General features: G+C 63.5%; 21 protein-coding genes and 3 tRNA genes. 15 read left to right on the top strand and 9 right to left on the bottom strand.

Features of this window, described 5'->3' with window-relative positions:
- Window positions 1–50: 50 nt before the first annotated feature.
- The 5 genes from era to nagZ all read left to right on the top strand — a co-directional run bounded on the left by era (window position 51) and on the right by nagZ (window position 4,125).
- Window positions 51–950 (top strand): GTPase Era, encoded by a 900-nt coding sequence (gene era, locus LPA34_RS04965; protein ID WP_228975539.1) that lies wholly within the window; start codon window positions 51–53, stop codon window positions 948–950.
- Complete coding sequence (recO, locus tag LPA34_RS04960) at window positions 937–1,830, top strand: DNA repair protein RecO (protein ID WP_228975538.1); 894 nt, start codon at window positions 937–939, stop codon at window positions 1,828–1,830. The genes era and recO overlap by 14 nt, the downstream gene beginning before the upstream one ends.
- Complete coding sequence (pdxJ, locus tag LPA34_RS04955) at window positions 1,827–2,591, top strand: pyridoxine 5'-phosphate synthase (RefSeq protein WP_228975536.1); 765 nt, start codon at window positions 1,827–1,829, stop codon at window positions 2,589–2,591. Before recO ends, pdxJ begins: the two co-directional genes overlap by 4 nt.
- A 31-nt stretch (window positions 2,592–2,622) precedes the next feature.
- A complete protein-coding gene (gene acpS / locus LPA34_RS04950; RefSeq protein ID WP_228975535.1) occupies window positions 2,623–3,033 on the top strand; it encodes a holo-ACP synthase in 411 nt (136 codons plus the stop codon).
- 63 nt (window positions 3,034–3,096) lie between these two features.
- Window positions 3,097–4,125, top strand: a complete 1,029-nt coding sequence (gene nagZ / locus LPA34_RS04945) for a beta-N-acetylhexosaminidase (RefSeq protein WP_228975533.1) — start codon at window positions 3,097–3,099, stop codon at window positions 4,123–4,125.
- Between the two features lie 104 nt (window positions 4,126–4,229).
- Here nagZ and LPA34_RS04940 read toward each other — a convergent pair whose 3' ends face one another.
- The 3 genes from LPA34_RS04940 to earP form a co-directional block, all read right to left on the bottom strand.
- A complete protein-coding gene (locus LPA34_RS04940) occupies window positions 4,230–5,612 on the bottom strand; it encodes a sigma-54-dependent transcriptional regulator (RefSeq protein ID WP_228975531.1) in 1,383 nt (460 codons plus the stop codon).
- Between the two features lie 370 nt (window positions 5,613–5,982).
- The gene (efp, locus tag LPA34_RS04935) at window positions 5,983–6,540 is read right to left on the bottom strand and encodes an elongation factor P (protein ID WP_090529246.1); all 558 of its coding nucleotides are present in this window, start codon (window positions 6,538–6,540) and stop codon (window positions 5,983–5,985) included.
- A gap of 216 nt (window positions 6,541–6,756) precedes the next feature.
- Window positions 6,757–7,941 (bottom strand): elongation factor P maturation arginine rhamnosyltransferase EarP, encoded by a 1,185-nt coding sequence (gene earP, locus LPA34_RS04930; RefSeq protein ID WP_228975529.1) that lies wholly within the window; start codon window positions 7,939–7,941, stop codon window positions 6,757–6,759.
- A gap of 110 nt (window positions 7,942–8,051) precedes the next feature.
- Here earP and uvrC point away from each other — a divergent pair, with 110 nt between their 5' ends.
- The 5 genes from uvrC (at window position 8,052) to LPA34_RS04905 (ending at window position 11,421) form a co-directional block, all read left to right on the top strand.
- Complete coding sequence (gene uvrC, locus LPA34_RS04925; RefSeq protein WP_228975528.1) at window positions 8,052–10,169, top strand: excinuclease ABC subunit UvrC; 2,118 nt, start codon at window positions 8,052–8,054, stop codon at window positions 10,167–10,169.
- Window positions 10,170–10,303: 134 nt separating this feature from the next.
- Window positions 10,304–10,897: a CDP-diacylglycerol--glycerol-3-phosphate 3-phosphatidyltransferase gene (gene pgsA, locus LPA34_RS04920; protein WP_228975524.1), complete on the top strand. Its 594-nt coding sequence runs from the start codon at window positions 10,304–10,306 to the stop codon at window positions 10,895–10,897.
- 115 nt (window positions 10,898–11,012) lie between these two features.
- A tRNA-Gly gene (locus LPA34_RS04915) sits at window positions 11,013–11,088 on the top strand.
- Window positions 11,089–11,151: 63 nt separating this feature from the next.
- Window positions 11,152–11,227, top strand: a tRNA-Gly gene (locus LPA34_RS04910).
- 120 nt (window positions 11,228–11,347) lie between these two features.
- Window positions 11,348–11,421 (top strand) — tRNA-Cys (locus LPA34_RS04905).
- A 146-nt stretch (window positions 11,422–11,567) separates the two neighbouring features.
- Here the strand turns inward: LPA34_RS04905 and LPA34_RS04900 are convergent.
- A complete protein-coding gene (locus tag LPA34_RS04900) occupies window positions 11,568–12,782 on the bottom strand; it encodes a DUF2252 domain-containing protein (protein WP_228975522.1) in 1,215 nt (404 codons plus the stop codon).
- 205 nt (window positions 12,783–12,987) lie between these two features.
- Here LPA34_RS04900 and LPA34_RS04895 point away from each other — a divergent pair, with 205 nt between their 5' ends.
- The gene (locus LPA34_RS04895; protein ID WP_228975520.1) at window positions 12,988–13,467 is read left to right on the top strand and encodes a GNAT family N-acetyltransferase; all 480 of its coding nucleotides are present in this window, start codon (window positions 12,988–12,990) and stop codon (window positions 13,465–13,467) included.
- A gap of 49 nt (window positions 13,468–13,516) precedes the next feature.
- Here the strand turns inward: LPA34_RS04895 and LPA34_RS04890 are convergent, their stop codons facing one another.
- Genes LPA34_RS04890 through LPA34_RS04880 form a run of 3 tightly spaced genes read right to left on the bottom strand, consistent with a single transcriptional unit; the run spans window position 13,517 to window position 15,505 of the window.
- Entirely contained in the window at window positions 13,517–14,401 is an 885-nt protein-coding gene (locus LPA34_RS04890) for a cytochrome c oxidase assembly protein (protein WP_228975519.1), read from the bottom strand.
- A gap of 9 nt (window positions 14,402–14,410) precedes the next feature.
- Window positions 14,411–14,872 (bottom strand): copper chaperone PCu(A)C, encoded by a 462-nt coding sequence (locus LPA34_RS04885; RefSeq protein ID WP_228975517.1) that lies wholly within the window; start codon window positions 14,870–14,872, stop codon window positions 14,411–14,413.
- A 21-nt stretch (window positions 14,873–14,893) separates the two neighbouring features.
- Entirely contained in the window at window positions 14,894–15,505 is a 612-nt protein-coding gene (locus LPA34_RS04880; protein WP_407672499.1) for an SCO family protein, read from the bottom strand.
- Between the two features lie 437 nt (window positions 15,506–15,942).
- Between LPA34_RS04880 and otsB the strand changes: the two genes are divergently transcribed.
- Together otsB and otsA are read left to right on the top strand one after the other, a co-directional pair.
- A complete protein-coding gene (otsB, locus tag LPA34_RS04875; protein ID WP_228975516.1) occupies window positions 15,943–16,692 on the top strand; it encodes a trehalose-phosphatase in 750 nt (249 codons plus the stop codon).
- 58 nt (window positions 16,693–16,750) lie between these two features.
- A complete protein-coding gene (otsA, locus tag LPA34_RS04870; protein WP_228975511.1) occupies window positions 16,751–18,184 on the top strand; it encodes an alpha,alpha-trehalose-phosphate synthase (UDP-forming) in 1,434 nt (477 codons plus the stop codon).
- Between the two features lie 123 nt (window positions 18,185–18,307).
- Here otsA and LPA34_RS04865 read toward each other — a convergent pair whose 3' ends face one another.
- Entirely contained in the window at window positions 18,308–20,143 is a 1,836-nt protein-coding gene (locus LPA34_RS04865; protein WP_228975509.1) for an ABC transporter ATP-binding protein, read from the bottom strand.
- 747 nt (window positions 20,144–20,890) lie between these two features.
- Between LPA34_RS04865 and LPA34_RS04860 the strand changes: the two genes are divergently transcribed.
- Both LPA34_RS04860 and LPA34_RS04855 read left to right on the top strand, forming a co-directional pair.
- The gene (locus LPA34_RS04860) at window positions 20,891–21,955 is read left to right on the top strand and encodes a glycosyltransferase family 4 protein (protein WP_228975507.1); all 1,065 of its coding nucleotides are present in this window, start codon (window positions 20,891–20,893) and stop codon (window positions 21,953–21,955) included.
- Window positions 21,956–22,197: 242 nt separating this feature from the next.
- Complete coding sequence (locus LPA34_RS04855; protein ID WP_228975506.1) at window positions 22,198–23,055, top strand: hypothetical protein; 858 nt, start codon at window positions 22,198–22,200, stop codon at window positions 23,053–23,055.
- Window positions 23,056–23,124: 69 nt separating this feature from the next.
- Here the strand turns inward: LPA34_RS04855 and LPA34_RS04850 are convergent, their stop codons facing one another.
- Window positions 23,125–24,126 carry a LacI family DNA-binding transcriptional regulator gene (locus tag LPA34_RS04850; protein ID WP_228975503.1) on the bottom strand — a complete coding sequence of 334 codons (1,002 nt, stop codon included), beginning with the start codon at window positions 24,124–24,126 and terminating at the stop codon, window positions 23,125–23,127.
- Between the last annotated feature and the right edge of the window lie 52 nt (window positions 24,127–24,178).

Raw genomic sequence — 24,178 nt, 5'->3', positions numbered from 1 at the left:
ACGGGTCGTACCCCTGCCGCGCGTCCACCCGAACCTGCTGTAGCCCGAATATGAACGCTCCCACTCCCCCTGGTTTTCGTTGCGGCATGGTCGCGATCGTCGGCCGCCCGAACGTCGGCAAATCGACGCTGATGAACGCGCTTGTCGGCCAGAAAGTCAGCATCACGTCGCGCAAGGCGCAGACCACGCGCCATCGCATCACCGGCATTCACACGCTCGAAGACGCGCAGTACATCTTCGTCGATACACCGGGTTTCCAGACGAAGCACAGCGGCGCGCTGAACCGTTCGCTCAATCGCGCGGTCACCTCGACGCTGACATCCGTCGACGCCATCCTGTTCGTGATCGAAGCCGGCCGTTTCGGTCCGGACGACCAGAAGGTGCTCGACCTGATCCCGCCGTCGGTGCCCACGCTGCTGATCGCGAACAAGCTCGACCGCGTGTCCGACAAGGACAGTCTGTATCCCTTCATGCAACAGGTGAGCGCGCTGCGCCAGTTCAACGAGATCGTGCCGCTGTCGGCGAAGAACCCCGACGACATCAGGCGCCTGATGTCGACGGTGAAGCCGTTCCTGCCGGAAGGCTCGCCGATCTACGGCGAAGACGATCTGACCGATCGCAGCGAGCGTTTTCTTGCCGCGGAAATCCTGCGCGAAAAAGTCTTCCGCTGGACGGGCGACGAACTGCCGTACACGAGCACCGTGCTGATCGACAAATTCGAGACGGAAGGGCGCCTGCGCCGTATTTTCGCGACGATCATGGTCGAGCGCGACACGCACAAGGCGATGATCATCGGCCAGAAAGGCGCGAAGCTGAAACAGATCAGCACCGAAGCGCGTCTCGACATGGAAAAGCTCTTCGACGGCCCCGTGTACCTCGAAACCTTTATCAAGGTGAAAAGCGGCTGGGCCGATAACGAAGCCGGACTTCGCGCCTATGGGTACGAATGACGCCTGGGTGACGTTGCAACCCGGCGCCGATCCGGACGACGACGGCGAACCGGCTGCGCCGGCGCCAGCGCCTTCCCGGGCCCGCAAATCCTCTTCTGCGAAAAGCAGCGGCGAAGGCGAGGCGCGCAAGGCGCCCGCGCGCCGTCCTTCGCGCGCGTCGGCGTCCGATTACCGGGTCGCCGAACAGCCCGCATTTGTCCTTCATAGCTATCCGTATCGCGAAACCAGCTTGATCGTCGACGTGCTGTCGCGCGATCACGGCCGTCTCGCGCTCGTCGCGAAAGGCGCGAAGCGTCCGCATTCGGCGCTGCGCGGTGTCCTGCAGACGTTCCAGCCACTCGCGCTGTCGTGGTCCGGCAAGTCGGAAGTGCGCACGTTGACGGGCGCGGAGTGGGTCGGCGGCATGCTGCCGCTCGCGGGTGACGCGCTCCTGTGCGGCTTCTACGTGAACGAGCTGCTCGTCAAATTCTGCGCACGCGAAGATCCGCATCCGCAACTGTTCCATCACTATGTCGTCACGATGACGCGTCTCGCGCATGACGAGCCGCCCGTGCAGGTGCTGCGTTCGTTCGAGCGCGTGCTGCTGCGGGAAACTGGCTATGCGATGGCGCTCGATCGTACCGTCACGCGTCGCGCGGTCGTGGCGGACGGACGCTATGTGTTCGATCCGGAGCGCGGCGTGCGTGAAGCGTCCGGTGAGCTTCCCGCGCAATGGCCGGTGATTGCCGGACAGACATTGCTCGACATGGAGCAGGACGATTACCATCGTCCTCAGACAATCTCGCAGAGCAGGACACTGATGCGCTTCCTGCTCAATACCTACCTTGCCGGCACGCCGCTCGCGACGCGCCAGATATTGATCGACCTGCAGAGCCTATGAGCTTCTTTCTGACGTCTCCTGGCGTGATCGACCTCGGTGTGAACATCGATCACGTCGCCACGCTGCGTAACGCGCGCGGCACCTCCTATCCCGACCCGATCCGCGCGGCGCTCGCGGCCGAGGAAGCCGGCGCCGATGCGATCACGCTGCATCTGCGCGAAGACCGCCGCCATATCGTCGACGCCGACGTGCGCACGCTGCGCCCGCTCCTGAAAACGCGGATGAATCTGGAATGCGCCGTCACGCAGGAAATGCTCGACATCGCATGCGAAGTGAAACCGCATGACGTCTGTCTCGTGCCCGAAAAGCGCGCGGAACTGACGACCGAAGGCGGTCTCGACGTCGCCGGCCAGTTCGAGGCCGTGCGCGCGGCGTGCCGTCAACTCGCGGACGCGGGTTCGCGCGTGTCGCTTTTCATCGATCCGGACGAAACGCAGATTCGCGCGGCGCATGAAGCCGGCGCGCCGGTCATCGAGCTTCACACAGGTCGTTACGCCGACGCGCACGACGCGGGCGAGCAGCAGCGCGAATACGAACGCGTCGTGCGTAGCGTTGCGTTCGGACGCTCGCTCGGCATCAAGGTCAACGCGGGTCATGGCCTGCATTACACGAACGTCCAGCAGATCGCGGCGATCGAGGGCATCGTCGAACTGAATATCGGTCACGCGATCGTCGCGCATGCGATCTTCGCCGGCTGGGACAACGCAGTGCGCGAGATGAAGGCGATCATGGTCGCCGCGCGTCTCGGCGCCAGCGCGTGATTCCTTCGATAACTGAAACGGCGACCACGGCATGACGATCTACGGCATTGGCACCGACATCGTTCAGGTAAGCCGCGTGGCGGCGGTCATGGAGCGCACCAACGGCCGCTTTGCCGGGAAAGTGCTCGGCGCGGACGAACTGCGCATCTATCACGCCCGCCATGCGCGATCGGCGGCACGCGGTCTTGCGTTCCTCGCGACGCGCTTTTCGGCGAAAGAAGCGTTTTCGAAAGCGATCGGTCTCGGCATGCGCTGGCCGATGACCTGGCGCGCGCTGCAGACGCTCAACGAGCCGAGCGGCAAGCCGATGGTCGTCGCCTCGGGCGAACTGGCCGAGTGGCTCGACGCGCGCGGCATCACGGCGCGCGTGACGATCAGCGACGAACGCGACTATGCCGTGTCGTTCGTGATCGCCGAAGTCGCCGGTCCTGCTGCTTCCTGAACTTCACCCGAATCCATCCAGCGCGGCGTCAGGCCGCGCTTCATACCTGTTGCCACAAATCAGATGAAATATGCTCCTGGACCCGTGATGCTCGATGTGGTCGGCAAACAGCTGACCACTGACGATGTGCGCCGTCTCGCGCACCCGATGACCGGCGGTGTGATCCTGTTCGCGCGGCACTTCGAGGGCCGCGCGCAACTGCATGCGCTCACCGATGCGATCCGCGCGGTGCGCGACGACCTGCTGATCGCCGTCGATCACGAAGGCGGCCGCGTGCAGCGCTTTCGCACCGACGGCTTCACGGTGCTGCCCGCGATGGGCAGGCTCGGCGCGCTTTGGGACAGGGACGTGCTCCACGCGACGAAGGTCACGACGGCAGTCGGCTACGTGCTCGCGTCGGAGTTGCGCGCGTGCGGCATCGACATGAGCTTCACGCCGGTGCTCGATCTGAACTACGGCCAGTCGCAGGTGATCGGCGACCGCGCGTTTCATGGCGATCCGCGCGTCGTCACGATGCTCGCGAAAAGCCTGAATCACGGGCTTGCGCTGGCCGGCATGGCGAACTGCGGCAAGCACTTCCCGGGGCACGGTTATGCCGGGGCCGACTCGCACGTCGCGATGCCGACCGACGATCGTCCGCTCGAAGCGATTCTCGCGGACGATGTCGCGCCTTACGACTGGCTCGGAATGTCGCTGGCGTCGGTGTTGCCGGCGCACGTGATCTATACGCAGGTCGACGCGAAGCCAGCCGGCTTTTCGCGTGTGTGGCTGCAGGACATCCTGCGCGAGCGTCTGCGCTTCCAGGGTGCGATTTTCAGCGACGATCTCTCGATGGAAGCCGCGCGTCAGGGCGGCACGTTGACCGAGGCCGCCACGGCTGCGTTGCAGGCGGGCTGCGACATGGTCCTCATCTGCAACCAGCCCGAAGAAGCCGAAAAGGTGCTGGATGCGCTGCGCTTCACGCCGTCGAAGGAATCGCGTCAGCGACTGAAGGCCATGCGCCCGCGTGGCAAGGCGCTCAAATGGAGCAGGCTGATGGCCGAGCCGGAATATCAGCAGGCAAAGACGCTGCTACGTAACACGTTCCCCTGAGGCGAAGTTCGCGCGCGACGTTCGCGCGTAAAAACGCCCGCGTCAGTTCACCAGTTGTGAGCTGACGCGGGCGTTTTGTCGTTCACCGTTGCGGGACCACAGTCCTAATTCAGACGCATCCGCTGCAGCTTGTTGTAGAGCGTTTTCGGACTGATACCGAGCAGCGATGCCGCTCGATGTCGTGTACCGCCCACTGCATCGAGCGTCGCGCGGATCAGCATTTCCTCGACGTCCGCGAGCGGTGTGCCGACGGTCACCTGCACGCGACTGCCGTTGAGTTCGCGTGTGCCGGATGTGCCGGCTTCGTCGGCGTGCAATGACTCGAGCACGTCGCCCGATGCGATGTACGCGCGCTTCACGCGATCCTGCAATTCGCGGACGTTGCCCGGCCAGTCATACGCGAGACATTCGCGGATGAAGTTTGGCGCAATCAGCTTCGTCGTCCCCGTGAGGCCGCGAGCATGGGCCTCGTGATTGAGCTGGTCGACGAGCGCCTCGGCGAAGAGTGCGGCATCGTCGCCGCGTTCGCGCAGCGGCGGCAGGCTGAGCGCGGCGGCATCCAGACGCAGCCACAGGTCTTCGTTCAGCGAGCCTTCGGCGACCGCCGCGCGCGGCACCTTGCGGGTCGACGCGATCAGGCGGAAATCGGTCACGAGCTGATTCGTGCCGCCCACGCGCATGAACGTCTGCGAATCGAGTGCGCGCAGCAGCGCTTCCTGCTGCGGCTGCGGCAACCCGGAAATTTCGTCGATAAACAGCGTACCGCCGCTGGCCTGCTCGAAGAGGCCCGGTTCACGTTGATCCGCGCCGCTGAACGCGCCGCGCTCGTGCCCGAAGAGCTGGCTGTCGAGCGGCCGGTCGCCCGCCGTCGCGGCGGCCGTCTGGCAGTCGAACACGACAAACGGACCTTTGCGACGCCGGCTCATCTCGTGCAGCGTGCGCGCGGCCACTTCCTTGCCCGCGCCGGATTCGCCCGAGATCAGGACGGCGGCTTCTGTTGGCGCGATGTGCTCGATCGTGTCGTAGACATGCTGGATCGCGCTGCTGCGGCCGACCATCGGCCCGAACCGGCCCATGAGACGCAGCGCCGCGCGCAGCGTCTGAACCTCTTCGGTCAGCTCGTAAGGACGGGGGATGCGCGCGAGCAGGCTGCGCAGACGCGGAATGTTGACCGGCTTCAACAGGTAGTCCCAGATGCCGTGCCGCAAGCCCTCGATCGCACTTTCGACGGTTGCGTTGCCGGTCATGACGATGACGGGCAGGGCGCCGCCGGGCGGTTGCGCGGGCAGATGCTGGAGCAGGTCGAGCCCGCTGCCGTCCGGCAGGTTCAGGTCGACGAGAACGACGTCGGGGATAAAGCGCGCCAGCGCGGCGCGCGCTTCAGCGAGCGTCGTGGCGGTGTCGACGGAGAAACCGTCGGCGGCCAGGATGGCGGACAGCCCGGACAGGCTATTGGGATCGTCTTCGACAATCAGGGCGTGTGGCATGGCGGACGCACTTTTCAATTGATCGGAAATCCCTGCCGGCACGCGCTTCGCTCAGACATCACGCGCGTGTCGACAGGTGCGATGGCAACTGCTTTGGATCAGGCAAACTTCACCGGCTCTGATTGCGCCGTGCAGTCGGGAGTGACTTCTTTCATAAGCAGAGAGCGTGCCAAAGAGAAATATTCATATTTATCAACGTTTTGTCTGCCCCGGACAGATATCGGTTGTATCGACACCGGAAAATTTTCACGTCGGGCCGGTAAAGTTTGCTTAAACCATACACGGTCGTGCAAAAAAGAAAAAGCGCCCCGAGGGGCGCTTTTCGCGATTCGCCGCTTCGAAGAAACGGCGGGGCAGATCCGGCGCTCAATCAGGCGCGGCTACGGTACTCGTGCGTACGCGTATCGATTTCGATCTTGTCGCCGATGCTGCAGAACAACGGCACTTGCAGTTCGAAGCCGGTGTTCAGCTTTGCTGTCTTCAGAACCTTGCCCGACGACGTGTCGCCCTTGACAGCCGGTTCCGTGTACAGAATTTCGCGGACCAGCGTGGTCGGCAGTTCGACCGAGATGGCCTTTTCGTTGTAGAACACGACTTCGCAAGCCATGCCGTCTTCGAGGTAGTGCAGCGCATCACCCATCATTTCGGCTTCGACTTCGAACTGGTTGTAGTCGGCGTCCATGAACACGTACATCGGGTCGGCGAAGTACGAGTACGTCACTTCCTTGCGTTCGAGCAGCACGACGTCGAACTTGTCGTCGGCCTTGTAGACCGATTCCATGCCTGCGCCCGTCAGCAGGTTCTTGAACTTCATCTTCACGACGGCGGAGTTGCGGCCCGATTTGTTGTATTCGGCCTTCTGCACGACCATCGCGTCTGCGCCGATCATCACGACGTTACCGGTGCGGAGTTCCTGTGCGATCTTCATAAAACTGTCCTGTACGAAATAAGTAGCTTCAACTTTTGTGCTCAACGGCATACGACGCAAACGCGTCCGGTGCCCGGTGCTTACCCCGGCGGTTATCCCGGGGTTACCCATTCAGGCGCATACGAATGGCGCCGATCCAGCAAAAAGCGCCGGTTTCAGGTCTGGCGCGTCGCTGCAATCGGGCCGCGCTTGAGTCGTCGGCCGTTGGATAACCGCTTATTTTAACTGACTTTTTGCAAATCCGGCCAGATTTCCAGCGAGATCGCCGACGCCCGCAAGTTCGCGCCCCCATCCGGCGGCGCGGGCTTCGAAGGCTGCCTGGTGGCGCTGGAATTTCGCCCAGTCCGGCGTGCCCACGCCGTTCCACGCGTGCCAGAAGCGGGCGAGCGCTTCGCGGGACGTGTCCGGCAGCGGGCCGGCATAGTGGGCGAGGGCGGCGTCGAGCTTCGGCAGATGGGCGTCATCGGCCTGCGGATAAATGTGCCAGATGAACGGTTTTGCCGCCCATTGCGCGCGCACGAACGAATCTTCGCCGCGCACGAAGTTGACGTCGCTCGCCCACAGCAACGCGTCGTATCCGCGCTGGTCGGTGAAGGCGAGCGCGTGGGCGGTGAGGTGCCCGCGCCGCGCATGCGTGCCCGCCGCGAACGACGGCAGCCCGAAAAAGCGCGCGACCGCGCCTGAAATACGGCCTTCCGGCACGAGCAGGACGATTTCGCCCGGGTTATCGCGCCATTGTTCGAGGAGGCTGTCGGCGGCCGGGTTTTCGTAGGCGAACAGCGAAATGACCGTCGCCTCCGGTGCGGGGGGCCGTACGCCCGCTGCCTGCTGCCACCATGCGGCGCGCGCGGCGTCGGAGGATTCGAAGGCGATGCGGGCCGCGTCGAGCCCGCGCTCTTTCAGGACGCCGCCGGTTCCCGGGCCTAACCCGGGGAAAAAGAACGTCTTCCTGAGCGCATGGCGCGGATGCGGCGACGGGCGCAGATGGAAATCGGCGACCCAGTCTTCCGCGCTCAGGTATTCGAGGTTCAGCCAGACCGGTGTGCGCTCACGTCCGGCCATCGCCGCGACATACGCGGACGGCAGCTCGCAGCCGAACGCCTCGATGACGACATCCGCGATTTCGAGCGTATCGCCGGCATGCGATGGCGTGTGCCAATGCTCGATCACGATGCCTTCGATGGACTGGCGCGTGCGCTCGACGACGAGCGAAGGGCAAAGTTTCTGGAACGCGTGGAGGTCGTCGACGAACACGCGCACCTGCCAGCCGTGTTCCCCGGCGAGTTGCCGAGCGAGGCGCCAGCAGACGCCGATGTCGCCGAAATTATCGATGACCGCGCAGAAGATATCGCACGCGATGCCGGCGGGCGGAGGAGAGCTGGAGACAGTCGGAGCGGACATGGCGGCCGGCGGACGTTGTTCGGACGCGCGCGGAATGTTCTAAACTGGCGATTCTAAAGCACTTGCCCCCGATTCCGCGTGCTTGCGCGCGGCGCCCAGCCTGATCCTGCATGACCGATTCCGACGCTTTCGAGCCCAAAAAAATACTGGCCCAGTTACCGCACCTGCCGGGCGTCTACCGTTATTACGACGCGCATGGCGCCGTGCTGTATGTCGGCAAGGCGCGCGATCTCAAGAAACGTGTGTCGAGTTACTTCACGAAGACGCTGCTGTCGCCGCGTATCGCGATGATGGTGACGCGCATCGCGCGCATCGAGACGACCGTCACGCGTTCGGAAGCCGAAGCGCTGCTGCTCGAGAACAATCTGATCAAGGCACTCGCGCCGCGCTACAACATCCTGTTTCGCGACGACAAGTCCTATCCGTTCCTGAAGCTGACGGGCCACACGTTTCCACGCATGGCGTATTACCGCGGCGCCGTCGATAAAAAGAACCAGTATTTCGGTCCGTTCCCGAGTGCGTGGGCGGTGCGCGAAAGCATCCAGATCCTGCAGCGTGTGTTCCAGCTACGCACCTGCGAAGACTCCGTGTTCAACAACCGGACGCGGCCCTGTCTGCTGCATCAGATCCAGCGCTGCACCGCGCCGTGCGTCAACGCGATCAGCGAGGAAGACTACGCGCGCGACGTGGCGAACGCGTCGCGCTTCCTGCTCGGCCGGCAGAAAGAAGTGATGCAGGAACTCGAACAGAAGATGCATGCGTTCGCCGTCGATCTGAAGTTCGAACAGGCGGCGGCGGTGCGCAACCAGATGAGTTCGCTCTCGACTGTGCTGCATCAGCAGGCGATCGAAACCGGCAGCGAGAGCGACGTCGATATTCTTGCGGTCGTCGCGCTGGGCGGGCGTGTGTGCGTGAATCTCGCGATGGTGCGCGGCGGCCGCCATCTCGGCGACAAGGCGTATTTCCCGACGCATGTCGAAGCCGCGCTGACGGCCGGCGAAGGCGGCCTCGCCGCGGAAAGCGCCGACGTCGCGCTGACCGCGCCGGCTGTTTCCGTCGAAGCCGATGCTTCGGATGTGCCGGATGCGCTTGTCATGGCGCAGGCGCTTCCTGCGGAAATGGATATAGATGCCGATACAGATACGGCGGATACGGATGCAGGCGACACGCCACGCGGCCCAGGCATCGAAGGCGAGGTGATCGACGCGTTTATCGCGCAGCACTACCTGGGCAACCGGATTCCGCCGGTGCTCGTCGTAAGCCACGCGCCTGCCAACCGCGAGCTGATTGATCTCCTGAACGAACAGGCGGGCCACAAGGTCACGCTGCTGCGGCAGCCGCAGGGCCAGAAGCGTGTCTGGCTCGCGATGGCTGTGCAGAATGCGCGGCTCGCGCTTGCGCGGCTGCTTTCGGAGCAGGGCTCGCAACAGGCGCGCACGCGGGCGCTCGTCGATACGCTGGGTCTTGAATGTGAAGATCTCGCGCATCTGCGCATCGAATGCTTCGACATCAGTCACACGATGGGCGAGGCCACACAGGCATCGTGCGTCGTGTATCACCATCACAAGATGCAGTCGGGCGAGTACCGGCGCTACAACATCACCGGCATCACGCCCGGCGACGATTACGCCGCCATGCGCCAGGTCCTGACGCGGCGCTACGAGAAGATGGTCGCGCAGGCCGCGCAGAATGCCGCCGATGAAGCGGCCACGCTGCAACCCGAAGACACCGCCGGCCCAGCCGTCACGCCCGATGCCGCCGAACCCGTCGCCGCGGGCGGCACGTTGCCGACGATCGTGCTGATCGACGGCGGCAAGGGCCAGGTCGAGATCGCACGCCAGGTGTTCACGGAGCTCGGGCTCGATACCGACATGCTGGTGGGCGTCGCGAAAGGCGAAGGGCGCAAGGTCGGGCTCGAAACGCTGATCTTCGTGGGCGGCCGCCTGCCGCTCGAACTCGGCAAGGAAAGCGCCGCGCTGATGCTCGTCGCGCAGATCCGCGACGAAGCGCACCGTTTCGCGATCACCGGGATGCGCGCGAAACGCGCCAGGACGCGGCAGACGTCACGCCTCGAGGAACTCGAGGGCGTGGGCGCGAAACGCCGTCAGCGGCTGCTCGCGCGGTTTGGCGGGCTGCGCGGCGTGGTGGCGGCGAGCGTTGACGATCTGGCGAGCGTCGAGGGCATTTCCCAGGCGCTTGCCGAGCAGATTTACCGTCAACTGCACTGACGCCGCGACCGGCACCCGCGCCGCGAAACCGCGTGACCACGGGCCGAAGCGTGCGCGCCGCGCGTCCCTTTGCTTGTGGCATATCCGGCGACACGGCACAATTGCATCTCCCTTGTCTGACGTGGCCCCCGCCCATGCCGTTTAATTTTCCGATTTTCCTGACGTGGCTGCGGATCGTACTGATCCCGCTCGTCGTGGGCGTCTTCTATCTGAATGACTCGGTGATGAGCCTCCCGCACCGCAATCTCGCGGCCGCGGTGATCTTCATCCTGGCGGCGCTGACCGACTGGTTCGACGGCTATCTCGCGCGTAAATGGAACCAGACGTCGGCGTTCGGCGCGTTTCTCGACCCGGTCGCCGACAAGCTGATGGTGACCGCCGCGCTCCTCGTGCTCGTGCAGCTCGCCCGGCTCGACGCGGCGATCGCGCTCGTGATCGTCGGCCGCGAGATCGCGATTTCCGCGCTGCGCGAATGGATGGCGCAGATCGGCGCGTCGAAAAGCGTCGCGGTGAATTCGCTCGGCAAGTTCAAGACGGCGTGCCAGATGGTCGCCATTCCGATGTTGCTGTTGTGGGAGCCGGTGCCGCTCGTCGCGGGGTTTTCGATCGATACGCGTGTGTGGGGCTGCTGGCTGATCTATCTCGCCGCTGTGCTGACGATCTGGTCGATGCTGTACTACATGAAGCTGGCATGGCCGCAGATTCGTGAGCGGGGCGGGATCGTTTAAATCACGCGCGATCTCTCGCTGGAAAGGGGTTGACACGTTTCAGCGCCTTGTACATAATCTCGTCTCTCCGGTGCAAGCGGTTCTGCAGCGGAAGGCAGCAAAGCAGCAGCACAACGCGGGAGTAGCTCAGTTGGTAGAGCGCAACCTTGCCAAGGTTGAGGTCGCGAGTTCGAGCCTCGTCTCCCGCTCCAGATTTTGAAGCAGCGTTTTGCAGCAGTGAAAATGGCAGGGCGTTGTTAGCAGTGAAGTACAACGCGGGAGTAGCTCAGTTGGTAGAGCGCAACCTTGCCAAGGTTGAGGTCGCGAGTTCGAGCCTCGTCTCCCGCTCCATACACAAGGGGAAGCAGCGCTTCCCTTTTTGTTTGGAAGGCCGGTTGGTTATCTGGCCATCGCACAAATCTGCGAATCGTCAAAATGCAGCGCGTTTTCACGGTTCGGCAGTCCGCTTACGGCGCGATAGCAAAGCGGTTATGCAGCGGCCTGCAAAGCCGTTTAGGCCGGTTCGACTCCGGCTCGCGCCTCCAGCATTGAAAGAAAAGCCCCGAAAAATCGGGGCTTTTCTTTTTTCCGCATATCTTCCTTCGACGCAGGTCAATCCGAAGCAGTACGACGCGAAGTGCCATGCTGACTCCGCACGCGCATCACGCAGGCTCGAAATTCGACGCGATCGCTAGCGCTTCGCGCTCGCCCCAAAAACACCACGGTCATACGCATCCGAATACGCGTGCCAGTCGGCTTCCACCTGGGCCTCGCATTGCACCGCGAGTTGGATGAGCGGCATCTGCCAGTCGGTACGGTTGCCAAATGCAATCAGTTCATCGGCGATGGCGGAGCCCTGGCGACCGCCGCTGCGTAGCTGCGACCACGCGCTCAATTCCGCCATGTTGTTCACGACCGATTCGAGCCGCGACAGCTTGCCGTTCCAGTTCGCGAGCGTCACTCGATCTTCCGACGGTTGCAGGCTTCGCAATACATACGGCTTGCCGTTGAATTCGACCACGTGCAGGAACGCCTGCGAGACCGCTTGCGCGCGCTGCTGGATCGCGACGACGCGCTGCGCTTCGGTGTCCCACGCAGGTTGCTTCGTCTTCACATGAGGCGCGACCGAAGAAGGCAACGCTTCCTTCAGGTCGAGCAGATAGTTGCCGTCCGACGATCCTTTGCCTTCCACGAGCATCACATATCGATCGACGCCAAGACTGCCTGTGCCCGCGATGCGTCGCGCGATATCGATCATCCTGTAGAACGACGGGTCCGGCTCGCTCGCGGCGAACGCCTTCATGAACGCGGTTACGGCGGCGCGCGTTTTATCGTCGATGGGCAACGCTTTTTTCCCGTCGACCTTTAACGTCCGTTTCTTGCCTTTCAGATCCGTGCGCCGGTTCAGGTGGTCGACGCGCGTGCGTTCGTGCAGCGCGTCGAACAGCTCACGCACCATGCCGGTCGCCAGTTCCTCTTCGATCCAGCGTGCCTTGCCAAAGCGCAGTGCGGCGCTGTATGCGTCGATCGCGGTGTGGCAGAGCGCGAGTGCTTCGGCACGGCTGACGTGCAGGCCGTCCGCGGCGGTGAGCACGCTCGTGAGCAGACGCACGAGTTCCGCGAGGCACGGCGCGAGGCAGGCTTCGTCGAAGTCGTTGATGTCGAAATAGATGAGGCGGTTGTCGGCCTTGTAGCTGCCGAAATTTTCCAGATGCATGTCGCCGCAGATCCACGTCTGCGGGATATGGTCGAGTACGCCGCCTGTGGGCATCCGCGCGTAGAACAGGTGACACGTGCCGCGCAGAAAGACGAACGCCGATGTGCGCATGCTCGCGTACTTCATCGCGAGCCGTTCTGGATCGCGCCCGGCGTTAAAGCGTGCAATTTCAGTGATGACGTCGGTCATGGCAACTCCTGCTTCAACAGGGTGGGCAACGTGCTGTCCTTCATCGTTATAGGCCGGTTTGTTCAAAACTGACTTGCGCACGCACCAGCCGTTCAAAATGACCTGCGATCGGCATACAGGGTGACACCATATTGGCCTTCAGACGCGCGGCGCGGCATAATCCGGCTTTGATGTGCGCGCAAGCGCCTCCTCGAAACAGATTGATATGGATCAGACCTTGTCGCAACCGATGATCGAATGGCGCTGGAAAGCCTTCGACGACCTGACCCCCGCCGAGGTCTACGACATGCTGGCCGCGCGTAGCGCGGTCTTCGTCGTCGAGCAGAATTGCCTGTATGGGGACATCGACGGCCTCGACACCGAGGCCTGGCATCTCCTTGCGTACGGTCCGGGCGCGCCGCGCGCGAAGCTAGCCGGTTACCTCCGCGTGCTCCTGCCGGACGAAAGCGAAACCGATATCCGTATCGGTCGCGTGCTGACCACCGCGGATTTTCGCGGTCAGGGGCTGGGTACGAGAATGCTCGAATGCGCGCTCGAATATATCGCCAGGCAATGGCCGACCACGCCGATCCGTCTGCATGCGCAGGCGCATCTGCAGCCGTTTTACGGCGCGTTCGGCTTTGAAGCGATTTCAGACGTCCACGAAGAAGACGGCATCCCGCACATCTGGATGCGCTCCGCCTGAGCAGAATGCGCTCCCCTGAGCCGCGCGCGTCGCGAATCGGGCCGTCAAGTCAAGGCTGGCCGGCGGGCGAGGCGCGCGAATGCGCGGGGTTCGCAGCCTTCGCCGGCGCCTTACGCCCGTCGCGCAGTCGCCCGCGGCCTGAAAGCCGCATCCAGTGACGCAGTGCGATGAGCGCGCCGATCACGCTCATCATCGAACCCGGAATCCACACCAGCAGGCCGCCGATCTGCTGGTCGCGCATCGGGCTCAGCCATGTGAACGCGCGTCCGCAGATCGAATACACCGGATACAGTTCGTGCGACGAAAAGAAGATGAACGCGCCAAGCAGGATTTGCGGCGGAATCGCCGCGATCACGATGAGCACGCGCCGGCCGGGTGAGAGCCGCGCCGGCGGCGCCGCGCGCGAGTCGAGGACGAGCCACCAGAACAGCAGGCCGTCGATCACCATGCTCCAGTTCATCACGCGATAAAGCCGCCAGTCGAGCATCGCGACGAAATGCACCGGCGAGAGCAGCCAGAAATAGATCAGTCCGACGAACAGCACAACCGCGACGACCGGATGCATGACCACGTCGAGCGTCGCGCGCACGACGCGCGTTTGCAGAACGGGACGCACGAAACGCTGGCGCCAGGAAAACGGAATGCCCGCGCGGATCGCCGCGCCGGGATACGACAGCGCGATGAAGAACGGCCCGAGATGATGCAGCACGAGATGCTGCGCGCGATGCATGAAAAATTCATGCTCGAAGAAATAATCGAGTCGCGTATGCAGCGCGACGTACAGCGCGATCAGCCCGAACCAGAACGACAGCTGTCGCGCGATCGACACCTTCGCCTTGCTCACGCCGCGGGCAAACAGCACGGCCGTCAAGACAACCGCGACGACGACCGTCGGCGAAAACTCCCAGGGTTCGAGCCAGACAAGCAGGTTCATCGCGCGGCGTTACTTCGTCTGTGAGGGCGACTTGACGGCGAACGGCGTGTTCAGCGTCTCGCCATCGGAGAACGTCAGTTTCAGATGCACCGTGTCGCCCGGCGCGATCTTGTGCTTCGGTTCCTCGAGCATCACGTGATAGCCGCCGGGCGCGATCTTCGCCTCGCCGTGCGCCGGTACGGTGAGCTTGTCCACCATCACCATTTTTTGCGTCGAGCCGTTCGAGACTGTCTCGTGCAGCATCGCGCTGCCGTAGTCGTCGCTCGAAACATCGACGAGATCGATGGGTTTGTCGCTTGCATTCACGAGCGTCACGTAACCGCCGGCAGGCAGGTTGTTCGGCAGCCAGCGAACCCATGCGTTTTGCGTCGTGATGGCTTGCACGCCGGCCGCGTGGGCGGTGGCAGCGAGAAGCGTGGTGGCCGCGAAGAGTGCAGCCAGTGTGGTCGAAATGGAGGTCTTGGTCGGCATGAGCGTCATGGTTGGCGTAGGTCAGGAACGAGCGTCAATGATACGGCGCAGATCGTGGGCGATAGCGTCGGGCGAATCGTGATCGGTGGCAAGCAGGCGCGCGTGGCCCGCTGCATCGAACACGTAGACGGCGGAACTGTGGGTGACTTCGTAATTGCCTTTCGGGTCGCGCTTTTCCATCTGGTACGCGACGCGATAGCGCTTTGCGAGCCCTTCGATTTCGGCGTCGCTGCCCGTCAGTCCGTACGCGTGCTTCGCATCGAACGCGCCGACGTAATCGTGCAGCGCCTGCGCCGAGTCGCGGGCGGGGTCGACGGTCACGAACAGGATGCGCACCTGCTGCGCATCCGGGCCGAGCCGGTCGATCACCTGCATCAACCGGCCCATCGTTTCCGGGCAGACATCCGGGCAGTGCGTATAACCAAAATAGAGGAGCGCCGCGCGGCCCTTGAAGGTGTCGCCGGTGACGGGCTTGCCGTCGTCCCCGGTCAGGGCGAACTGCAGGTCGGGAAGGTGGCCGGTCACGTTCGTCAACTGCCACGGCGTGCTGTCGTGCGAGCAGGCCGTGAGTGCGCCGGCGGCCAGCGTGGTGAACGCGGTGGCAAGCAGCGCAAGCAGGCCACGCGACACGATGCGCTTCGCGCGCGGCCGGTTTGCGGCCTCGTGCGACAGGTCACGCTGGCGCTGTGTCTGGCGGCTGGATGGGGCGGAAGGGAACAAATGGGATCTCGATAACTCGATCAGGCAATGCGGAAGAAAGGTGCGCTGTTGCAGTTTCCAGGACAACGGCCGCGTTCCGCGCAACGCGCGGTGCCTGCGACTTTATCGCAATTCGTCGGACAATGCGTCCGTGCGCCTGTTTGCACGGGGCGACCAGGGCAAAATGCCACATGTGGCTGAAAGCTGCATGAAACCGGATTGTTCTGTTTTTGAACGAAATCGGTTTGACGGACGGGCGCCGATGTCCGGCCAGCCAGCGCGTGAACCTTACCTTCTCGAAAAATTGGTGGATGCGCGGTAAGATGCGCACACTTTTCCGGCTGCAAGCGGCTGAAAGGCAAGACAACACGATGCGAGCACTCCCGGCTGTTCTGTCTCCGAGCGAGACGGCTTTTTTCTTCGACTTCGACGGCACGCTCGTCGAGCTGGCGCCGACGCCCGACGGCGTGCTGGTGCAACCCAGGGTCATCGAACTGCTGGGCGTGCTGCAGCGTCTCACGAACGGCGCGGTCGCGATCGTTTCGGGGCGCAGCATCGACAGCATCGATTCGTTTCTCGGCATGCCCGACATGCCGATCGCCGGGCTGCACGGCGCCGAGCGGCGTGACGCGAACGGCGACACCCAACGCACGGGTTTTAACGACGACCGGCTGCTGCGCATGGAGCAGGAACTCGCCGGGGTCGTCCGCACGAATCCGGGCATGCTGCTGGAGATCAAGGGCGCCGCGGTCGCGCTGCACTATCGCAATGCGCCCGAGCGTGAACCCGTCGCTCGCGAGGCCACCCGTCGCCTCGTCGCCGAATATCCGGATGCGTACGTGCTCCAGCCCGGCAAGATGGTCTATGAAATCAAGCCGAAGGACGTCGACAAGGGTCGCGCGTTGCGCGCCTTTCTCGACGAGCCTCCGTTCACCGGTCGCACGCCCGTATTCGCCGGCGACGACCTGACCGACGAGAAAGGCTTCGTCGTCGTCAACGAGCGCGGCGGCGTGTCGATCAAGGTCGGCGGCGGCGATTCGGTCGCCAGAACGCGGCTCGACTCGGTCGGCGCGCTGATCGACTGGCTCGCCGCGGTTGTCGCGGCAGGCGGCAAGGCGTGACGTTCATGCGGCACTTCCGTCGCAGTGACTGTTTTTTTCAGCGTGAGAATTGCGCTTCATGAGTCGACTGATCATCGTATCGAACCGGGTCGCGCCGATCTCGGAAGGGGGCCCCGCGGCGGGCGGGCTGGCAGTCGGCGTCTATGACGCGCTGAAGGAAACCGGCGGCATGTGGTTCGGCTGGAGCGGCGACGTGCTGCCGTCCGGTCAGCCGCGGATCAGCGTCGAGGAGCGCGGACCGGTGACGTTCGCGACCATCGGCCTCGTGCGGCGCGATTACGACCAGTATTACCGCGGGTTTTCGAATGCAACGCTCTGGCCGGCGTTCCACTATCGCGCGGATCTCGTACAGTACGACCGGCACGATTTCGAAGGCTATTGCCGCGTCAATACGTGGCTCGCGCAGCAACTCGTGCCGCTGCTGCGCCCTGACGACGTCATCTGGGTACACGACTATCATCTGATTCCGTTCGCGAAGGCGCTGCGTGCCGCGGGCGTGAAGAACCGCATCGGCTTTTTCCTGCACATTCCGTTTCCCGCTTCGCAGGTGCTGCTCGCGGTGCCGCCGCATCGCGAGCTCGTCGAGTCGCTGTGTTCGTTCGATCTGCTCGGCTTCCAGACGGAACCCGACCTGCGTTCGTTCTGCGATTACATCGTGCATGAGGCGAACGGCACGGCCGACGCACCGGCAAACGGCCGTCCGACGACGGTTCAGGCATTCGGCCGCACGCTTCACGCGGCGGCCTATCCGATTGGCGTGTATCCGGACGAAATCGCGGAACTGGCGAGAGCAGGCGAGAGCGGTAAACCGGTGCGCACGATGCGCGCGACGTTGCACGCGCGCAAGCTGATCATGAGCGTCGACCGGCTTGATTATTCCAAGGGACTGGTCGAGCGTTTCCGCGCGTTCGAGCGTCTGCTGGAACAGTCGCCGGCGCAGCGCAACAAGGTGTCGTTCGTGCAGATTGCGCCGCCGACGCGCGCCGACATGCACGCGTATCAGGACATCCGTGTGCAGCTGGAAGGCGAATCGGGCCGCATCAATGGTCGTTTCGCCGAACTGGACTGGACGCCGATCCGTTATATCCACCGGCAATACGAGCGGCAGGTGCTGGCGGCGCTCTTTCGCGCGTCGCACGTAGGCTACGTGACGCCGCTGCGCGACGGCATGAACCTCGTCGCGAAAGAGTATGTGTCGGCGCAGGACCCGGACGATCCAGGCGTGCTGGTGCTTTCGCGCTTCGCGGGCGCGGCGCAGGAGCTGAACGGCGCGCTGATCGTGAATCCGGTCGATATCGACGGCATGGCCGAAGCGCTGGCCACCGCGCTTGCGATGCCGCTTGCCGAGCGTCAGTCGCGCTACCGGGAGATGATGGCGCAACTGCGTGAGAACAACGTCTCCGTGTGGCGCGACAATTTCATGCGCGACCTGCAGGCAGCCGGCTCGGTGGAGCCCGTGCGAAAGCACGCAGGGGTTTCGCTCGCCGATTGACGCGCGCGACGTCGCGCGGTTTGCAGCAGACGCTGCGCATGGCGTCCAGTAAAAAAGCCGCTCCTTTCGAAGCGGCTTTTTGCTTTACATCACCCGTGGCAACGCTGCGGCCTTGCGCGTTGCTCAGGCCACGTGCTGTTCGTCGACCTTCTTGCCGCCGATGTGCAGCGTCGTTCCCTTGCCGTACTGCTTCGACAGCAGATCGCGATAGAGCCCCGGACGGTTGCGCAGTTCCTCCGGCGTGCCGTCGTCGACGACCTTGCCCGTACTCATCACGATGATGCGATCGAAGTTGTGCAGCGTCGACAGGCGGTGCGCGATCGCGATCACCGTGCGGCCCACCATCAGCCGGTCGAGCGCGATCTGGATGGCTTCTTCCGACGCGCTGTCGAGCGCGGATGTCGCTTCGTCGAGCAGCAGGATCGGCGCGTTCTTCAGGATCGCCCGGGCGATGGCGATGCGCTGGCGCTGACCGCCCGACAGCTTCACGCCGCGATCGCCGACGATCGTGTCATAGCCTTCCGGCATCGCATCGATGAAATCGGAGCAGCGCGCTTCGCGCGCGGCGGCCAGCACCTCGTCGCGGGTTGCCTCGGGGCGGCCATACGCGATGTTTTCATACACCGAGCGATGGAACAGCGAAATATCCTGCGGCACGAGCGCAATCGAGTGGCGCAGGCTGTCCTGCGTAATGCCGCCGATGTCCTGGCCGTCGATCTTGATCTGTCCGCCCTGGGTGTCGTAGAAACGCTGCAGCAGCGCGAGCACGGTCGATTTGCCCGCGCCCGACTTGCCGATCAACCCGACGCGCTGGCCGGCTTCGATATGCAGGTCGAAGTGATCGAGAATCGGCCGGCGCCGCGGATACGCGAACGTCACGCGTTCGAAGTCGACGCGCCCCCCTTGCGGCACGAGTTCCACGGCATCCTTGCGATCGGGCATGCCGTGCGGCTCGAGCAGCGTCTTCACGGCTTCGGCGAGACGCGCCACGTGTTGCGTGACGTCGACGAGCGCGACGGCAAGATCCCGCGTGCCGTGCAGGATCGTGAAACCGAGCGAGCTGACGAGCACGATGTCGCCCGACGTCGCGCGGCCCTGATCCCAGAGCCACAGCGCCCAGCCGAGCAGCCCCGCCGACAGCAGCGCCGTGATGACCGCGTGCAGCAGGCGCAGCTTCTCGAGATAGAGCAGGCTTTGCTGGCGCGCATCCATCTCGGCCTTGACCGTGGCGCCGAATCGCTTCTGTTCGCGCAGCGTCATGCCGAATGCGCGCACGAGGCCCATGTTGCTGATCACGTCGACGAGCTCGCCGTCGACCGACGCCGCCTTCGACGCGAAGTGATGGTGACGCGCCGAACCGCGCCCCGCGAGCTTGTAGAGTACGATCGAGAGGATCGCCGAGCAGAGCATCAGGCCGCCCGCCATCAGCGGATTGACGGCGATGATCATCACGATGGCGCCGAGCACGGCGATGCACGGCGGCAGCACGTTCCACGCGGTGGTGTTTTCCGCGGTATAGACCGCGTTCGAGGTTGCCGTGATCCGGCTCGCCAGCATGCCCGGCTGCTTTTCCGAGTAGTAAGTGGGCGAATGGCCGCTCAGATACTGGAACAGATCGCGCCTCAGGTCGCCCGTGACGGCGACGAACGTATGCGCGGCGACCCAGCCGCCGATCCGCCACAGCATGTTGTCGGCGGCGATCAGGCCGACCAGGATCGCGAACGCGCCCCACAGCGGGCCCGGGTGATGACGGCCTTCGCCAAGCACATCGATGAGATGCTTGATCGCGTATTGCGACGCGAGCGCGCATCCCACGGCCGCGAACACGCTGCACAGGACGATTGTATGTGAGACCGGATGGCGGCGGATAAAGCGGAAAAGGAACGCAAGCGGCCGGTTCGCATAGCTCGCGAGCTTTGCGTTGTGGGCATTACGCTGGGCGATGGTCAGATGTTCCAATGTGTTCGAGTGTCGGTAGTCGAGGAGGTGACGGCGTTGCGGCTGGCCATCCGTGCATGTCGCCATATCGCGACAAAAATGCGCACCTTCTCGCATTGTAAACATGCAGAGAACTTTCTGAGACTGCAAAAAATGGAAACGGCGCGCAATGACAGGCAACGAAGCGGTGCCGGTTGCTCAACTTCGCGCAATAAAAGTTCGCAAACTATGTGTTGCGAGACCCGCTCGAATAGCGGTGGTTCATCTCGGCACGGGAAAAATTTCGAGATATAATTACAAGTTGCATACAGTTGCGTCGCATTGGCAGATGGTTCAACCCGTTGATCACCCGGCGCCGGGAAAGACGCGTCACGAGATGGATCGGCCGGGCGTTCGAGCGCCTCTGTCACTGCAGGCCTTTCAATGTAAAACTGTCTTGTAAAACAAGGGTTTGCAAAGTGTTTCCTCTTTGTAACAACATAAAGACTTTGAAAGGTTGTGCGTCGCGGGTGCCTCCCGGCGCCGATAATGCCTGCTCGGTTTGGCCCACTAAAATCTGACAGTTTGTCAACGAGTGGGCAGTCCGTGCGTTTTAAACCGGATGCGCCGCCTGGTGACGATGACCAGTTCGGGCAATCCAGCCAGCGTTCAATCGCAGAATTTCCCGAATGAAACGGGCCAGCGCCTCTGGTGCGAGCCGCACGGGGTGGGCGGGCGAGTCGCTTTTAACAAACTTGTAGTCTTGATCTTTACCAGGAGTTCACCATCATGCGAATCGCTCAAATCGCTCCGTTACACGAAGCGGTTCCTCCCAAGCTGTATGGCGGCACGGAACGCGTGGTTTCGTACCTGACCGAAGCACTGGTCGAGCTGGGACATGACGTTACGCTTTTCGCGAGCGGCGATTCGCAGACTTCGGCGAAACTCGAAGCCTTCTGGCCGCAGGCACTGCGCCTCGACCCGACCATTCGCGACACGATGGCGCCGCACATGCTGCTGCTTGAAGAAGTGCGCCGCCGCGCGGACGAATTCGATGTGCTGCACTTCCACATCGATTACTACCCGTTCTCGCTGTTCTCGCGCCAGCCGACACCGCATCTGACCACGCTGCACGGGCGTCTCGACCTGCCGGAACTGCAACCGGTCTTCAACACGTTCAACGACGTGCCGGTTGTCTCGATCTCGGACAACCAGCGCTCGCCGCTGCAACAGGCCAACTGGCTGTCGACCGTCTATCACGGCCTGCCGGAAAACCTGCTGAAGCCGATTCCGGATGTGAAACCGGGCTACCTCGCGTTCCTCGGCCGTATTTCGCCGGAAAAGCGCCTCGACACGGCTATCCGTATCGCCGGACAGGCCGGCATGCCGATCAAGGTGGCCGCGAAGCTCGACAAGGCCGACCGCGCCTACTACGAAGAAGTCATCAAGCCGCTGATGTCGCTGCCGCACGTCGAATACATCGGCGAAATCAGCGAAGCCGAAAAGACCGAATTCCTCGGCAACGCGCACGCGCTGCTGTTCCCGATCGACTGGCCGGAGCCGTTTGGTCTCGTGATGATCGAGGCGATGGCATGCGGTACGCCGGTTATCGCGTTCAAGCGCGGTTCGGTGCCGGAAGTGATTGAAAACGGCGTGTCGGGCTTTGTCGTCGAAGACGAAATCAGCGCGGTTGCCGCTGTGAAGCGTCTGCACACGCTGCCGCGCGAAAACGTCCGTAAGGCGTTTGAATCGCGCTTCTCGTCGAAGGTGATGGCGCAGAACTACCTTGCCTCGTACGAAGAACTGCTGCGCCGCAAGCGCCGCACCGTGCTGCGCGAAGTCAACGCAGGCTGAAACGGCTGAACGCGGGCCGTATCCCTCCGGGAACGCGCCCGCCGGCACGCCGCTGTCAGCCTCGCTGCAGCCATGCAACGCCCCGCGTGCAAATTGCATGCGGGGCGTTGTTGCATGTGCGCTGCGTCCAGGGCGAACGGGCGTGGTTTCGGTGTTGCGGAGCGTGAGGCAGCGCAGCAATATCCCTATAATGGCCGTGCCGCAAAATTCCCCCGCGGTGCCGCCGATGACAGGAGGATGCCTTGGCGAGAACGAAAGAAACGCGTGCGAACGCGGCGCCGGGCGCCGGGACGGTTTTCGCGCTGCGCGCCATCGGTCTCGTGATTCTGGCCCGGTGGCTCTTTTCGATGTCCGACATGGGTTTCGGGCTCGCCACGCTGCGCGCGATGGCGTCCTCGCCGTGGGTCTGCATCAACCTCGTGTTTCTGTTCCTGATCATCTTCCTGCCGGGCGCCCACCCTCGCGCCGAGCGTCCGTTTCATCCGTTGCCGCAGTGGCTGCGTCAGGCGTTGCGCCTCTTCGCGCTGCTTGGGTTCGTGTTCGCAGTCTGGTCTGTCGGCGCGTTTGTGTGGGTAGCCGGCTGGCGGCGTGCCGTCAGCACGATCGCCGCGACTAACGGCTGGCTCGTGGCCGCGCCGGCGCTGTACGCCGCCGTCATGTGGATCTGCCGTCCGCGCGCGCTGTGGCGCACGAACACCGCCGCGCGGCGCTATGCAATCGGCCGCTATGCCGTGGCGCTCGATCTCGTGACACGTACCGCGATCGTCTGGGCCGAGAGCCGCAAGCTCGGCCAGTACGATTCGCGCGAACTGTCGGTGCGCTGGCCCGACATTGCCGCAACCGATACCGGCCCGCCGTCGACGGGCGTCGCTGAGCTTGCGACCGAACCGCCCGTCGCCGGCGTCACGCACGCCGCGCTGGCCGCTCCGGCGCCGCACGTGCGCCTTGCTGCGTGGCGGCGTCGTCCGAAGGTCGAACTGCTGTGGGATTCGCCCGCCGCAGCCGGACATAACCGGCAGACCGTATTCCGCGCGCCGCTTCTGACCGAAGGCGATCGTGTGGCCGCCCGTGCGCTCGATTCGATATTGCGGCAGGTCTGATTTCTCGGGAAACACGTCGATTGAACCGGGTGGGCCGCGTGTCCCATCCCGATGTGCCGCGCCGCACGGTCAGGGCGTCTCTTCGCGTCGTATCGTGGAGTCGCGCACGATCAGTCGCGGTTCGAGCGTGACGTGACCGATGTCGCGCTTGCCGGACAGTACGTCGATCAGTTTGAGCATCGCGGTTTCGCCCATCTTTTCGCTCTGCATATCGACGGTCGTTAGCGCCGGAACGGCGTATTCGCCGTACGGCACGTTATCGAAGCCTGTCACCGAGAGGTCTTGCGGCAGCTTGAAGCCGAGCGCCAGCGCTTCCTTCATGAAGCCGAGCGCGATCAGGTCGTTGTAGCAGATGAGCGCCTCGGGCCGTTCCGGCCCCAGCATGACCGATGAGCAGGCGGCCTTGCCGGCCAGCGTCGATGGCGCGTGCGCGTCATACACGTCGAGCTTCATGCCGGTTTCCGAAAGGCACGTGCGTGCGCCGCGGATGCGCTCTGCGTCCCAGCGGGAACTCGCGAACCCGAGATACGCGATGCGCCGGTGCCCCAGATTCAACAGGTGTCGCGCCAGCATGTAGCCGGCGAGATAGCTGTCGTGGCTCACGCTCGGAATCGGACATTGCGCGTTGCGGCCGAGCAGGACGACGGGCTTGTTCAGCTTCGTCATCCAGTCCATGGCGTCTTCCTGCATCCGCGAACTGATGATGACGCCGTCCACCCGTTGCGCGAGCGCCTCGATCAGCGGCCGCTCGCGCTCCTGGTTTTCCTCGGTATCCACCAGCAATAGCGTGTAGTCGTGACGCAGCGCGATGCGGTTCGCACCCTTCACGATATTGGTGAAGTACGGGTTGCGGATATCGAGGATCGCGAGGCCGATCGTGCGTGTCTCGCCCGTGATCATCGAGCGGGCGAGCGGGTTGGAGCGGTAGCCGAGCTGCTCGATCGCTTCTTTCAGGCGGGCTTCGACAGGCGCGGAAAAGCGTTGCGCACCGTTCATGTACTTCGACACAGTCGCCACCGAGACACCCGCTGCAGCGGCGACATCGCGAATCGTGGGTGTAGTTCTTTTCATTTAAGGTAAACGTTTTTCACAGAATGTGGTCCGAATTTCAGGCAAATTTCTT

Origin of the sequence: Paraburkholderia gardini, assembly GCF_907164575.1 — a bacterium.
Classification (GTDB): Bacteria; Pseudomonadota; Gammaproteobacteria; order Burkholderiales; family Burkholderiaceae; genus Paraburkholderia; species Paraburkholderia gardini.
This window is presented reverse-complemented; position numbering and strand designations above follow the sequence as displayed.